Genomic DNA, 13,978 nt, shown 5'->3' with positions numbered 1-13,978 from the left:
CGCCCCCCCCCCCCGCGACCAGCTCCGTGACGGGCTGGTCGCGCAGGGCATGGTGATCAGCCCGGACGGGCGGCGGAGCGTGTGGCTCGGCCGGCTGGCGCTCTGGGCGTGGATGGCGTTCGGCGTCCCGTTCTTCGTCCTGGACGTCTTCGGCGGCTTCCCCGGCGTCTTCCTCCCGATCGTCGCGATCGGCCTGGTCGTCATCGTCGTCGGGACCCTGCTCAACACGGGCGCCGAGCGGACGAAGGAGGGCGAGGAGGCGGTCGAGCGGATCAAGGCGGCCAACCCGCATCTCGACCCGCGGAACACGGCCTCCTATGCCGGGCTCGACGCGCCGTCGGTCCTGCTGGGCGTCGCGCTGTTCGGGACGGCGGCGCTGATGGCCTTCGATCCGATGTTCGTCCAGACGGTCGGGCTCGGCCGCTACATGGAGATGACCGGGGCCGCGACCTCGTCCGGCGGGTACTCGGGCTCCTCCTGTTCGAGCGCGGCCTCGGTGTGCTCGTCCGGCTCCTGCGGCGGCGGCGGTTCCTGCGGCGGCGGAGGGGGCGGCGGCTGCGGTGGCGGTGGAGGCTGCGGCGGCGGCGGAGGGGGAGGCTGCGGTGGCGGAGGTGGCTGAGACGACCCTTCCGGACCTCGGGGTCGGCATCGGGTGGCGTCCCGAGATCAGCGGGTTCGTCGGCGCGCTGCCCGGGTTGCGCTTCACCGAGGTGATCGCCGAGTCCGTGCATCCGGCGCACCCCGCGCCCGACCTGCTGGAGCTGCGGGAGCGCGGCGCGGCGATCGTCCCGCACGGCGTGAAGCTCTCGCTCGGCGGCGCCGAGCCGGTGGCCGCCGACCGGGTCGCGCACCTCGCCGCCTGTGCCGAAGCCCTGGCGGCGCCGCTGGTGAGCGAGCACGTCGCGTTCGTCCGGGCGGGCGGGATCGAGGCCGGGCACCTGCTGCCGGTCCCGCGCACACGGGCCGCGCTGGACGCCCTCACCGCCAACGTCCGCCGCACCCAGGCCGGGCTGCCGGTGCCGCTGGCCGTCGAGCCCATCGCCACCCTCTTCGACTGGCCGGACGCCGAGTACACCGAGGCCGACTTCCTGACCGAGCTCCTCGACCGCACCGGCGCCCTCCTCCTGCTGGACGTCGCCAACGTGTACGCCAACGCCCGCAACCGCGGCGAGGACCCCGTCGGCCTGCTCGACCGCCTGCCGCTCGAACGCGTCGCGTACTGCCACGTCGCGGGAGGCTCCGAGGAGGGCGGGCGCTATCACGACACGCACGCGGCCGCCGTCCCGTCCGAGGTCCTGGACCTGATCGGCGAGCTGTGCGCCCGCCACCGTCCGCGCGGGTTCCTGCTGGAGCGCGACGGCCGCTACCCGCCCGCCGACGAGCTCCGGGCCGAGCTCGACGCCATCGCGACCGCCGCCGGCCTCCCGTCCATCACATGAGCGAAGCGAAGCGGGGGCGTGGGGGTCGTCCCCAAGAGGGAGCAGGTATGAGCGAGCCGTTCGACGCCGGACTGGCGGACGCGCAGGAGGCGCTCGTCCGGGCCATGGCGGCGGGCGGGCCGATGCCGGACGGCTTCGACGCCGACGCGGTCCGCGCGGCCGCGCATGGCATCCTCCTCAAACGGGCCGGTGACGTGGCCCGCGCATGGCCCGAGCTGGCCGAGGCGTACGGCCCCTCCTGGACGACGTCGTTCGCCGCCTGGGCGGCCGAGCGTCCGACCCGGGGATCGTTCCGCGACGGCTGGGACTTCGCGCGGGCGCACCGCCACGATCTCGCCGGCGGCGCGGCGCGGGAACTCGCGCTCGCCGAAGCACGCTGGTCCTATGACGGCGAGTCCTCGCCGCGGCCGCGGAAGGCGGCGCTGCGGCGGGTGCCGGGCGGGGCGGCGCTGCAGGTCCGCGGGCGGGTCCGCGTCATCGGCCTGGACCCGGCGCGGCGATCCCGCCGGCGGGCCGGATAAACGTCACGCCGACCCCTCGCCAGCGACTATGGTCTAGACCAATGGCGGCGCGCCGGGACGCCCGGCGAACGGCCCGTGCCGCCCGTCCCAGACGACTAGTCTGGCCATGTGAATCGAGGGAGGAGCCCGGTGGCGGGAGAAGGAGACGGCATGCGCGTCGGAGTGCTGACCGGTGGCGGTGACTGCCCCGGCCTGAACGCGGTGATCCGCGCGGTCGTGCGCAAGGGCGTGCAGGTCTTCGGCTACGAGTTCGTGGGCTTCCGGGCCGGCTGGCGCGGGCCACTCGAAGGCGACACCATCGCGCTCGACGTCCAGGCCGTGCGCGGGATCCTGCCGCGCGGCGGGACGATCCTCGGCTCGTCCAGGACGAACCCGGTCAAGGTCGAGGGCGGCGTCGAGCGGATCAAGGACAACCTGGCGGGCCTCGGCGTGGACGCCCTCATCGCCATCGGCGGCGAGGACACCCTCGGCGTCGCCCGCGAGCTGTACGCCAGCGGCGTCAACGTCGTCGGCGTCCCGAAGACGATCGACAACGACCTCAACGCGACCGACTACACCTTCGGCTTCGACACCGCGGTGAACATCGGCATGGAGGCCGTCGACCGGCTGCACACCACCGCCGAGAGCCACCACCGCGCGCTGATCTGCGAGGTCATGGGGCGCCACGCGGGCTGGATCGCGCTGCACGTCGGCATGGCCGCCGGCGCCAACGTCATCCTGATCCCCGAGCGGCCGTTCGACATCGAGAAGGTCTGCGAGTACGTCGAGAGCCGGTTCAAGACCCGCTACGCGCCGATCATCGTCGTGTCCGAGGGCGCCCACCCGGTGGACGGGGGCATGCAGCTCCAGACCAAGGAGCGCGACTCGTTCGGCCACGTCCGGCTCGGCGGCATCGGCCAGGCCCTCGCCGACGAGATCGAGAAGCGCACCGGCAAGGAGGCCCGCGCCACCGTGCTCGGGCACATCCAGCGCGGCGGCACGCCGACCGCGTTCGACCGCGTCCTCGCCACCCGCTTCGGCCTCCAGGCGATCGACGCCGTCAAGGACGGCGACTACGGCAAGATGGTCGCGCTCCAGGGCACCGACATCGTCCGCGTCGGCCTGGACGAGGCGACCAAGGAACTGAAGACCGTCCCGCTGGAGCGCTACTCCGAGTCCGAGGTCTTCTTCGGCTGACGACCGGTCCTCCTGGGCGGGAACACGGCTGTCCGTTCGCGGTGTTGGCCTCTTTGGGCGACACTGGTCGTTCACCCTTCGGACCTGTTCCCGCCAGGAGGATCACGCATGACGACGCTCGACACCGCGGCGGCGGACGTCCGCGAGCAGTCGCCGGTCGACGGCGAGCCGTGCGTGCTGCTCAAACTGGGCGAGGTCGTCCTCAAGGGCAAGAACCGCGAGCAGTTCGAACGGCGGCTCGCCGACAACGTGCGCACCGCCGTCCGCCCCATCGCCCGGGTGGACGTGATCCGCCGCCACGGCGTCTTCATCGTCCGCAAACACGACGCCGACCTGGTCACCATGGACCGCGTCGCCCAGCGGATCACCGACGTGATGGGCATCGTCTGGGCCCACCGCGCCTGGCGCGTCGGCAAGGACCTCCCCAGCGTCGAACGCGCCGCCCTCGAACTCATGGACGGCCGGACCGGCGCGTTCGCCGTCCGGTCCCGCCGCCGCGACAAGCGGTTCCCGATGACGTCCACCGAGCTCGACCGGCACATCGGCACGCTGCTGACCGGCAGGTACGGGCAGCCGGTCCGGCTCAAGGACCCTGTGCACACCCTGTCGATCGAGGTCGACCGCGACGAGGTGTTCGTCTACTCCGGCGGGCTTCCCGGCCAGGGCGGCCTGCCCGTCGGGATGAGCGGCCGCGCCCTCGTGCTGATGTCCGGCGGCATCGACTCGCCCGTCGCCGCCTACCGGATGATGCGCCGCGGCCTGCGCGTCGACTACCTGCACTTCTCCGGCATGCCGTTCACCGGGCCCGAATCGATCTACAAGGCGTACGCGCTGGTCCGCGAGCTGGACAAGTTCCAGGGCGGGTCGCGGCTGTTCGTCGTCCCGTTCGGGAAGGCGCAGCAGCGGATCAAGTCGTCCGGCGCCGACCGGCTCGCCGTGGTCGCGCAGCGGCGGCTGATGCTGCGCACCGGCGAGGTCCTCGCCCGCCGCCTGCGCGGCGCCGCGCTGATCACCGGCGACGCGCTCGGCCAGGTGTCCAGCCAGACGCTCACCAACATCACCGCGCTGGACGACGCCGTCGAGCTGCCGATCCTGCGGCCCCTCGTCGGCATGGACAAGATCGAGATCATGGACCAGGCGCGCCGCATCCGCACCCTGGCGATCTCCGAGCTGCCCGACGAGGACTGCTGCACCGTCCTCGCGCCCCGCCGCGCCGAGACCAAGGCCAAGATCGACGACCTGCGCCAGATCGAGAAGCGCCTCGACGCCGGCGAGCTCGCCGACCAGCTGGCCGGGTCCGTCCAGGAGCACCGTCCGGCCTACGCCGACCCCACCGCCTGACCGCGGCGCGCTCCGGTCGGGGCGCTCCGGTCAGCGCGCGTCGAAGTCGGTCGGGCGCGGAGGTTCGGGGCCGTCGGGGCCCATCAGCGTGACGCGTTCGATGCGGACGATCCGGAACCGGCGGCCGGCGACGGCGATGCCGTTGCGGCGCGTCTCGTCCTCCATCAGCTCCGCCGCCTCGGCGAACCGGGCGACGTCCGTCGCGGCCGGGCTCTCCACCGCGGGCACCACGTGCCGGAAGTAGGTGACCAGCGAGTCGCGGGCCTGCTGCGGCGCGTCGTGCAGCCGCCCGACCGGGCGCCAGCGCCGCTCGCCGCGCTCCGCGACGGTGAACGCGGGCGCCAGCGCCACCGGGGTGAGGAACGCCCCGGACGACGCCTCGCCGCCCGGCGCCGCGGACGCGTCCAGCACCTGGCACAACAGCTCGGACATCGCGTAGCCGGACGCCGCGCCGTCCTCGGGCAGCAGGTCGTAGGGGCGGCCCGCGACGCGGTCGCCGGCGGGCAGCGCGTCCAGGTCCGTGGGGCGGGGCGGCTCGGGCCCGTCCGGGCCGGTGCGGACGAGCTGCTCGATCCGCACGATCCGGAACCGCCGCCCGCCCGCCGTCACCTCGTCGGCGGCCTCGTCCTGCAGCGTTCGCGCCGCGGCGACCAGCCGCCGCGCGGCCGCGACGTCCGCCGCCCTGGCCGCCCGGTCCTCCAGATGGACGGCGAGGAGCTCGCGCGCGCCCTGCGGCAGCGGGTCGCACGGGCACACGATCTGCCAGCCGTGCTCGACCCGCTCGGCGGCCGTGAACAGCGCGCCCAGGAGCACGAGCTCCGGGTAGGCGGACACGGCGCGGCACGCGTCGGCCAGCATCACCGCGGCGACGGGGTCGACGCCGTCCAGATCCTCCGGGAACAGCCGCCCCCCGGCGTCATCGCCCGTTGTCATGCGGGACATCATCCATGCCGTGGCCGCGCCCGGCCAGTGGTTCATACCAATTTGTTACCGGCCTGTATAGGTTCGCCCTCGTTCCGCCGCCGGACGGGCAGGACCAGCACGACCAGGCTCGCCGCCAGCAGCGCGAGGCCGCCGAGCGCGACGGTGCCGAGCCGCTCGTCCAGCAGGACCATGCCGAGCACCGCCGCGACCGCCGGCTCGGCGAGCGTCAGCGTCGTCGCGGTCGTGGCGGGCGTCGTGCGCAGGCCCCGCGCGAACAGCAGGTAGCCGCCGCCGGTCGTGATCACGCCGAGGTAGAGCGCGATCAGCGCGCCCTGCCCGGTGGTCAGCCAGCCCGTCGGCTCGGCGAACAGCACCGGGACCAGCGGGACGGCCGCCGTCCCGAACAGCGACCCGGCGACGGCCCGGTCCTCCTCGCCGCGGGTGATGAGGGCGGACGCGACCGTCGCGTACACCGCGTACGACAGGCCGGACAGCAGCGCCAGCGCGATCCCGGCCGGTTCCGCGCCCGCGTCCCGGCCGCCGCCGACGAGGAGGGCGCAGCCCGCGACGGCCCCGCCGGTCGCGAGCAGCCACCGGCCGGTCGGCGCCGACCGCCGGGTCGCCAGCCCGATCACCCCGGTGAACGCGGGCGCGCTGCCGATCGTGACGACGGTCGCGACCGCGACGCCGGTGCGCCCGGCGGCGACGAAGAACGCCGCCTGGTACACGGCGATCGTGACCGCGCCCGCGCCGACGAGCGGCCAGTTGCGGCGGTCGCGGAACAGGCGGCGCAGCCCCGCGCCGCGCCGGGACGCCGCGGCGAAGCCGAGCAGCATCAGGCCGCCGATGACGATGCGGATCGCGGCGATGGAGAACGCGGTCGACCCGTCCGCGAAGGTGCGGACGGTCCCGGTCGTCCCCCACAGGGACGCCGCGAGGAGGATGTCGGCGCCGCCGCGCCGGACGCGGCCGGACGAGGCGCCGCCGCCGTTCTTGCCGTTCTTGCCGGACGCACGCGGAACAGACGTGTGCTGTGACACGGGAGAGGCTCCTGGGCTCGAATCGGATGAAGGGAATCCGGATCCGGGGCGCAGGAGGACACGGCCGGGCGCGGGCAGCGCCGGGCCGTGTCAGGACTCGGTCAGCGAGTGCGGTCGCCGCGCCCCGTCAGGAGCGGGGCGGCCCGCAGCTCGGGGTCCAGTACGCCATGCACGGAACGATATCCGAGACGGCCGGCCCACCGGTCAGGCGGGCACGGCGTCCGGGTCCTGGGCCTGGGTGAGGGCGCGGCCGACGATCGGCGGCAGGTCCCGGACGAGCTTGGCGAGCTCGCGCAGGTCGCCGTCCACCAGGGCCTGCGGGCCGTCGCACAGCGCGGTCTCGGGATGCGGGTGCACGTCGATGATCACGCCGTCGGCGCCGACCGCGATCGCCGCGCGGGTCAGCGGCAGGACGAGGTCGCGGCTGCCGCCCGAGTGCGACGGGTCCACGATCACCGGCAGGTGGGAGAGGCGCTGCGCCACCGGCACCGCGGAGATGTCCAGGGTGTTGCGGGTCGCCTTCTCGAACGTGCGGATCCCGCGCTCGCACAGCACGATGTCGAGGTTGCCGCGCTGCGCGACGTACTCGGCGGCCATCAGCCACTCCTCGATCGTCCCGCTCATGCCGCGCTTCAGCATGACCGGCTTGCCGGACTCGCCCGCCGCCTGCAGCAGCGCGAAGTTCTGCGCGTTGCGGGTGCCGATCTGGAGCATGTCGGCGTAGGACGCGACGAGGTCGACGTCGGCGGCGTCCACCACCTCGGTCACGACCGGCATGCCCGTCTCCTCCCGCACGTCCGCGAGGATGCGCAGGCCCGCCTCGCCGAGGCCCTGGAACGCGTACGGGGACGTCCGCGGCTTGAACGCGCCGCCGCGCAGCAGCGTCGCGCCGGCGGCCTGCGCCATCTGCGCGGCACCGAGGGTCTGCTCGGCCGTCTCCACCGCGCACGGGCCGGCGATCAGCGTCATGGTGCCCGGGCCGATCGGGACGCCGCCGACCCGGACGACCGAGCGCTCCCCGTGGTTCTCGCGGCTCACCAGCTTGTGGGGCGCGGAGATGCGGATCACGTCGCTGACGCCGCGCATCCCGCGCAGGTTCAGCGTCCCGAACTGCTGGACGTCGCCGACGAGCCCGACGATGGTCCGCTCCACGCCGCGGCTGACGAAGGCCTCGCCCCCCGCCGTCTCGACCAGTGAGACGACGGCCTCGATATCCGCTTCGTTGGCCTCCGGGGCCATGACGACGACCATGGGTGTGCTGCCTCTCTCCTTCGCCCAGGGCCCGGGGTCCCGGTGGACCCCGCGAACAACCCCTGGAACGACGAGAGCCCCGGGCCAGTGCGGCCCGGGGCTCTCGTCTTGCGGTCTGTCAGCGCAGCGTCTGGCAGACCAGCCGCCCGGGCTGGTCGAACCAAAAGAAATACACGACGTTGCGCACGGGCCCAGCTTAACGGCTCCGGCCGGGTGCGGCCCCCCGCGGACCCCCGAATATGGCTCAGCTCACTCCGGATGGCAGGATGGCCGCGTCATGTCCCACCCCGAACCGTCCGCACCGGCGCCGCGCGATCTTCCGCCCGGCCAGTACGTCCCCCGGGGCTGGCCCGTCCTGCACTACGGCCCCGTGCCGAAGTTCCGGCCCAAGGACTGGGACTTCCGCGTCTTCGGCGCGACCGCGTCGGGAGAGCAGCACCGCTGGACCTGGGACGAGTTCGACGCCCTCCCGACGATCACGACGGTCGCGGACTTCCACTGCGTCACGAAGTTCACGATCCCCGACAACGTGTGGGAGGGCGTCCCCGGCACGGCGATCGTCGAGCTGGCGCCGCCCGCGCCGGACGTCACGCACGTGATGGTGTGGGCCGAGTACGGCTACAGCGCCAACATCCGGATGAGCGACTTCCTCGCCGACGGGACGATGTTCGCCACCCACCGCGACGGCGAGCGGATCAGCCCCGACCACGGCTTCCCGATCCGGATCGTCGTCCCGCACCTGTACGCGTGGAAGAGCGTGAAGTGGGTGCGGGGCGTCGAGTACCTGGTGAAGGACCGGCGCGGCTTCTGGGAGGAGCGCGGCTACCACAACGTCGCCGACCCGTGGCGGGAGCAGCGCTACTCGTACCAGGAGGACCAGGGCGAATCGCCGCCCCTGTGACGGGACGCCGTGGCGCGGCGCTGTAACCGGGTGGCGAACGCTCGCGGCGTAGCCCATCCGAGACCTTCGTAAATGGGCAACACACCGCCCCTTGCGATGGACAGCCGTTACCGTACGTTGTCATGGTCCTACCGTCCGTCGCGGATGTCGTGGTGTACGCCACGACCGCCGGTGCCGCCGGTGCCGCGGGCGCCGCCGCGGGAGCCTGGGCGCTCCGCCGGTGGCGTGGTCTCCCACGCGGACTCGCACGCGGCCTTTCCCGTGGGCCATCACTCGGGCCTTCCCGCGGGCCATCAGTTGGGCCTTCCCGTGGTTCATCGCTCGGGCATTCCCGTGGGCCTTCGCTCGGGCTTTCGTTCGGGCTCGCCCGCGGCTTTCCGCGCCGCCTGCCCGCCGACGCGGCCGAGCAGGCGGCGTTCGCGGCGCTGCACCTGATCGCGCGGGCGTCCCCGCCGCTGCGCGCCGGCCTCACCGAGGACTCGGCGCGCAAGGCCGCCCGGCGGCTCAGATCGCTGCTGGGCGCCGAGGCCGTCGCGCTGGTGGCCGTCCTGCCCCCGGACGACGACGACCTCGACGACCTCGACGGCCCCGACGAGGACGGCCCTGGCGACGGTCACCATCGGGTCCCGGCAGCGCCCCGGCTCCTGGCGTGGGATGGCGCGGGCCGCGGTACCCACGCGGCCGAGGCCGTCCGCGAGGCCCTGCCCGTGCTGGCCTCCGGCAGGCCGCGCGTCCTCGCCCCCGAGATGATGGGCTGCCGCGAACCGCGGTGCCCCGTCCAGGTCGCGATGGTCGCGCCGCTCACCATCGAAGGACGCGTCGAAGGGACGCTGACCGTGTACTGGCGGAGCCCGTCGACCGCACGGGTCCGGGCGGTCGGCGAGGCCGCCCGGCTGGTCACCGGCCAGCTCGAACTCGCCGGGCTCGACAACGCCCGCATCCGGCTGGCCGAGGCCGAGATGCGGGCCCTGCGCGCCCAGATCTCCCCGCACTTCGTCTACAACTCGCTGACGACGATCGCCTCGTTCGTCCGCACCGACCCCGACCGGGCCCGCGCGCTGCTGCTGGACTTCGCCGACTTCGCCCGCTACTCCTTCCGCAACGCCCGCGACTTCACCACCCTCGCCGACGAGCTGCGCTCCATCGACCGCTACCTGCTCCTGGAACGGGCCAGGTTCGGCGAGCGGCTCCAGTTCCGGGTCGACATCGCGCCCGAGGTGCTGCCGGTCGCGGTGCCGTTCCTCGCGCTGCAGCCGCTGGTCGAGAACGCGATCCGGCACGGCATGGAGGGCGCGGGCGACGCGTTCCACATCTCGATCGTGGCGCGCGACTCGGGCGCCGAGGCGGCGATCTCCGTCGAGGACGACGGCGTCGGCATGGACCCCGAGCGACTCCAGGAGATCCTCTCCGCGCCGCTCGGCCGTCCCGGCCCGACCGGCTGGGGGAGCGTGGCCACCCGCGGCCACCCGGGCGGCGGCGCCGGGATCGGGCTCGCGAACGTCGACGAGCGGATGCGACAGGTCTACGGGGACGAGTACGGGCTGACCGTCGAGACCGCTCTCGGCGCCGGAACCAAGGTCAATTTACGCGTCCCGAAGTACCGTCCCGGCGTGTTTCCGGACTGACGTCCGCCGCCGCGACACGCCACTCACTTTTCGGAACCGATTGCGGACAGACGGTAATCGCGGCAAAGTCGCCCTCATGCTGCACGTCCTGGCCGTCGACGATGAACGTCCCGCGCTTGAGGAGCTGACCTATCTGCTCCGCAAGGATCCGCGGGTCGGCCGGGTCAGCTGCGCGGCCGACGCCTCGTCCGCGCTGCGCGACCTGAGCCGGATGCTCGTCGAGGGCGACCGCCTCGACGCCGTTTTCATGGACATCCGCATGCCCGGGCTGGACGGGCTCGACTTCACCCGCCTGCTCACCGGCTTCGCCGCGCCGCCGCACGTCGTCTTCGTCACCGCCCACGACGACTGCGCCGTCACCGCCTTCGAGCTCGGCGCGCTCGACTACCTGCTGAAGCCCGTCCGGCCCGAGCGGCTCGCCGAGTCGGTGCGCCGCGTGGCCGAGGCCGTGGACCGGGCGGCGCCCGCGCAGCCCGGCCCGGAGGGCCGCGACCCCGAGGACGAGATGATCCCGGTCGAGCTCGGCGGCCGGACCCGGCTCGTCTCCCGGCGGGCCGTCACCCACGTCGAGGCGCAAGGCGACTACGTCCGGCTGCACACCGCCGACGGCGGGTACCTCGTCCGCATGCCGCTGTCGGCGCTCACCAAGCGGTGGGAGGGTGCCGGGTTCATCCGCATCCACCGCAGCACCCTGGTCGCGTCCGCGCACATCACCGAGGTGCGCTTCAACGGCGGCCGCGCCGCCGTCCAGATCGGGGACGAGCTGCTGCAGGTCAGCCGCCGGCACACCCGCGAGGTGCGGGACCGGCTCGTCCGCAAGTTCCACCACCCCGACGCGGCGGACGACGCCGAGACCGGCGCCGACGGCGGCACCACGGGAGATGGTCGCGATGAACGGTGAACGGCGGGTGACGGTCTCGGGAACGTTGACCGTCCGCGCGCGGACGCTTCCGGACGGCCTCGCCGCGCCGCCGTCCGAGGCACGGCCCGCCGAACAGGCCGCCGCGCCGGCGCCGTCCGCGTCCGACCCGCAGGACCCCGATCCTCTCCATACCGGCCCCCCCGACGCCGATCCGCCCGACGCCGATCCGCCCGACGCCGATCCGCCCGACGCCGATCCGCCTGGCACTGGCCCGTCCGACGCGGGCCCGTCCGACACCGGTCCGTCCGACGCGTCCCAGCCCGCGCCGGTCGGCGCCGCGGCGGCGTCCGCCCTCATCCGCGCCCAGCTGCGCATCGCCCTCACGACCTGCGCGGTCGTCCTGACCGTGGTGGCCGGCCTGCCCGCGCTGCTCGCCCTCGTCCCCGCGATCTCGCGGGCCGGGGTGCGCGGCGTCCCGCTGTCCTGGCTCGTCCTGGTGCTCGGCATCCAGCCCCTCTGGGTCGCCGTGGCCCTGCGGCAGCTGAGACGCGCCGAACGAGCCGAACGCGACCTGACCGCACAGGTCCCCTGCGCGGGGACGCACTCTCCCACCCCCCGCAACAGACCCCTCTCCCGTGGGAGGGCGGCCCCCCACGCCCTCCGGAACAGACCGGTGGACCAGGCGTGACCGCGCTCGCCGTCGCCACGGCGCTGATCGCACTCGGCGCGGTGCTGGGCGCGGCGTCCGCCCGCGGCCTGCGCGGACGCCGCTCCGCCGGGACCGCCTCCGACTTCCTGACCGCCTCGCGCGGCGTCACCCCCTGGTGGAACGCGTCCGCGATCAGCGGCGAGTACATCTCCGCCGCCGCGTTCCTCGGCTCCGCCGGGCTGGTGCTCGCCTACGGCGCCGACATGCTGTGGCTGCCCATCGCCGCGACCGCCGGATACGTCCTGCTGCTGGCGTTCGTCACCGCGCCGCTGCGCCGGTCCGGCGCCTACTCCGTCTCCGACTTCGCCGAATGGCGGCTCGGCTCCCGGACCGTCCGGCGGATCGTCACCGGCTGCGTCTGCTTCATCGGCTGGTTCTACCTGCTGCCGCAGTTCCAGGGCGCGGGGGTGACGCTGCGCGTCCTGACCGGCGCACCCGTCTGGACCGGCTGGGCCGTCGTGGTCGGCGCCGCGCTGCTGCTCGCCGCGACCGGCGGGATGCGCGGCATCACCGCCGTCCAGGCCGTCCAGTTCTGGTTGAAGCTCACCGCCGTGGCCGTCCCCGCCGTGGCGCTGCTGGCCGTGTGGAACCTCAGCGGCGCGCCCGACCCCGTCGCCGACGCCCCGCCGACCTTCGAACGGGCCACGCGGGTGGAGGTGCGCACCTGCGCCGCCGTCACCGTGCGCTCCGCTGTCACCGTCACCGCGCGGGGACGGGTGGACGGCGCCGTCCGCGACGACGAACCCGTGCCGCTCTCACCCGGCCGGCACACCATCGGCGCCGGGACCGACGTCCGCTTCCCGGCCGGGGCGGCGGTGCCGCACGCCGAACGGCTGCCCGTCCAGGACGGCGTCACCTGGGCGACGCCCTTCGGACGCGGCGAGGACCAGGGCCTCTTCCACACCTACTCGGCGCTGCTCGCCGTCCTCCTCGGCACCATGGGCCTGCCGCACATCCTGATGCGGTTCTACACCAGCACCAGCGGGGCCGCGGCGCGCCGCACCGCCGCGTTCGTGCCCGTCCTGCTCGCCCTGTTCTACGTGTTCCCCACCCTGTACGGGACGCTCGGGCGCCTCTACGCCCCCGAACTCCTGATGACCGGCGACACCGACGCGACCCTCCTGATGCTGCCGCAGCGGATGATCCCCGGACCCGGCGGCGCGCTGCTCACCGGCCTCATCACCGCCGGGGCGTTCGCCGCGTTCATCTCCACGTCCTGCGGGATCGTCGTGGCCCTCGCCGGGACGATCTCCCAGTGCGTCCGGCGCCGCAGCGGCGTCACCGCGTTCCGCCTCGGCGTCGTGATCGCGCTGGCCGCGCCGCTGGCCGTCCTGCCGAGCATCGTTCCGCAGGGCGCCGCCGCCCTGGTCACGATGGCTCTCTGCGTGTCCGCGTGCTCGCTGTGCCCGCTGCTCGTCCTCGGCATCTGGTGGCGCGGCCTGACCGCCGCCGGCGCCGCCGCGGGACTCCTCGTCGGCGGCGGCCTCGCGATCGCCGCCGGCGTCGCCCGCCTGTTCTCCGGTCCCTGGGCGGGCTGGCCCCTCGCCGTCCTCGCCCAGCCCGCCGCCGCCGTCGCGCCCGCGACCTTCGCCGTCATGATCGCCGTGTCGCTGCTGACCCGCCGCCGCGTCCCGCGCCGCGCCGACCGCGCCCTCATGAAACTGCACCTGCCCGAAGACGCGCCCGCCCGCTGAACGCCCGTGATTCATCGACCATCGAGCCCCGCTCGCCGTGGACCGTTCCCAAACGCCGCTCGTCCCGCCGGACCGCCCGCTCACCGCACGACTACACAACGCACATCTCTGACTACGTACCGCTTAACGAGACTTGGGTTTTCCTGGACCGCAACCGTGGCATCACACCCCTAGAGTTCTCAGTGGCACCGAAACCACACCGCCACTGGAGGGACGGGCCCCTCCCACAAAAGCAAATCCGGAGATCCGGCGCACGCCAGTCGCACGCCGGATCGTGCGTCGCTGGATCCCGTACCGGGGGGGTGGGATCCGGTGACCTGTGGCTCGGGCGTCGTTGAACAGTCGGGGGGTTGTTCAGCGGCGCCCGAGCTGTGTTTATTGCTTTTTTCTCCTCCTTCGGCCCTGGGGGCCTCCATCGTCGAAAAAAGCGTGCGATCGCTGCATCGCTTCGGCTCGCCTGGCGGCTCGCTGCGCGATCAGGTTTCTTGCTTCGCT

13 protein-coding genes are annotated in these 13,978 nt (G+C 73.9%); 10 read left to right on the top strand and 3 right to left on the bottom strand.

The features are described from left to right. The 5 genes from ACH34T_RS28845 to thiI all read left to right on the top strand — a co-directional run. On the top strand, positions 1–619 hold a 619-nt coding region (locus ACH34T_RS28845; RefSeq protein WP_396024065.1), incomplete at its 5' end, for a TIGR04222 domain-containing membrane protein. Continuing rightward, positions 603–1,439 (top strand): DUF692 domain-containing protein, encoded by an 837-nt coding sequence (locus ACH34T_RS28840; protein WP_396024064.1) that lies wholly within the window; start codon positions 603–605, stop codon positions 1,437–1,439. The genes ACH34T_RS28845 and ACH34T_RS28840, both read left to right, overlap by 17 nt. 47 nt (positions 1,440–1,486) lie before the next feature. Next, positions 1,487–1,960 (top strand): hypothetical protein, encoded by a 474-nt coding sequence (locus tag ACH34T_RS28835; protein ID WP_396024063.1) that lies wholly within the window; start codon positions 1,487–1,489, stop codon positions 1,958–1,960. A 150-nt stretch (positions 1,961–2,110) separates the two neighbouring features. After that, a complete protein-coding gene (locus ACH34T_RS28830) occupies positions 2,111–3,136 on the top strand; it encodes a 6-phosphofructokinase (protein ID WP_396024062.1) in 1,026 nt (341 codons plus the stop codon). 108 nt (positions 3,137–3,244) lie between these two features. Then, positions 3,245–4,477, top strand: coding sequence for a tRNA uracil 4-sulfurtransferase ThiI (thiI, locus tag ACH34T_RS28825; RefSeq protein WP_396024061.1), 1,233 nt, complete (start codon positions 3,245–3,247; stop codon positions 4,475–4,477). 30 nt (positions 4,478–4,507) lie between these two features. Here the strand turns inward: thiI and ACH34T_RS28820 are convergent, their stop codons facing one another. The 3 genes from ACH34T_RS28820 to aroF form a co-directional block, all read right to left on the bottom strand. After that, positions 4,508–5,410, bottom strand: coding sequence for a DUF5954 family protein (locus ACH34T_RS28820; protein WP_396024060.1), 903 nt, complete (start codon positions 5,408–5,410; stop codon positions 4,508–4,510). A gap of 41 nt (positions 5,411–5,451) precedes the next feature. After that, complete coding sequence (locus ACH34T_RS28815) at positions 5,452–6,441, bottom strand: DMT family transporter (RefSeq protein ID WP_396024059.1); 990 nt, start codon at positions 6,439–6,441, stop codon at positions 5,452–5,454. A gap of 204 nt (positions 6,442–6,645) precedes the next feature. Beyond that, the gene (gene aroF, locus ACH34T_RS28810) at positions 6,646–7,692 is read right to left on the bottom strand and encodes a 3-deoxy-7-phosphoheptulonate synthase (RefSeq protein WP_396024058.1); all 1,047 of its coding nucleotides are present in this window, start codon (positions 7,690–7,692) and stop codon (positions 6,646–6,648) included. A 277-nt stretch (positions 7,693–7,969) separates the two neighbouring features. Here aroF and ACH34T_RS28805 point away from each other — a divergent pair, with 277 nt between their 5' ends. The 5 genes from ACH34T_RS28805 (at position 7,970) to ACH34T_RS28785 (ending at position 13,483) form a co-directional block, all read left to right on the top strand. Further along, positions 7,970–8,593 carry a sulfite oxidase-like oxidoreductase gene (locus tag ACH34T_RS28805; RefSeq protein ID WP_396024057.1) on the top strand — a complete coding sequence of 208 codons (624 nt, stop codon included), beginning with the start codon at positions 7,970–7,972 and terminating at the stop codon, positions 8,591–8,593. Positions 8,594–8,715: 122 nt separating this feature from the next. After that, positions 8,716–10,218: a sensor histidine kinase gene (locus ACH34T_RS28800; protein WP_396024056.1), complete on the top strand. Its 1,503-nt coding sequence runs from the start codon at positions 8,716–8,718 to the stop codon at positions 10,216–10,218. Positions 10,219–10,294: 76 nt separating this feature from the next. After that, the gene (locus ACH34T_RS28795; protein WP_396024055.1) at positions 10,295–11,119 is read left to right on the top strand and encodes a LytR/AlgR family response regulator transcription factor; all 825 of its coding nucleotides are present in this window, start codon (positions 10,295–10,297) and stop codon (positions 11,117–11,119) included. Next, the gene (locus tag ACH34T_RS28790) at positions 11,109–11,768 is read left to right on the top strand and encodes a hypothetical protein (RefSeq protein ID WP_396024054.1); all 660 of its coding nucleotides are present in this window, start codon (positions 11,109–11,111) and stop codon (positions 11,766–11,768) included. The genes ACH34T_RS28795 and ACH34T_RS28790 overlap by 11 nt, the downstream gene beginning before the upstream one ends. Further along, positions 11,765–13,483: a cation acetate symporter gene (locus tag ACH34T_RS28785; protein ID WP_396024053.1), complete on the top strand. Its 1,719-nt coding sequence runs from the start codon at positions 11,765–11,767 to the stop codon at positions 13,481–13,483. The genes ACH34T_RS28790 and ACH34T_RS28785 overlap by 4 nt, the downstream gene beginning before the upstream one ends. The last annotated feature ends 495 nt before the right edge of the window (positions 13,484–13,978 follow it).

It is taken from the genome of Actinomadura sp. 9N215, assembly GCF_044326345.1.
Classification (GTDB): Bacteria; Actinomycetota; Actinomycetes; order Streptosporangiales; family Streptosporangiaceae; genus Spirillospora.
Note: the sequence above shows the minus strand (reverse complement) of the source record. Positions and strands in the feature narration are given on the sequence as shown.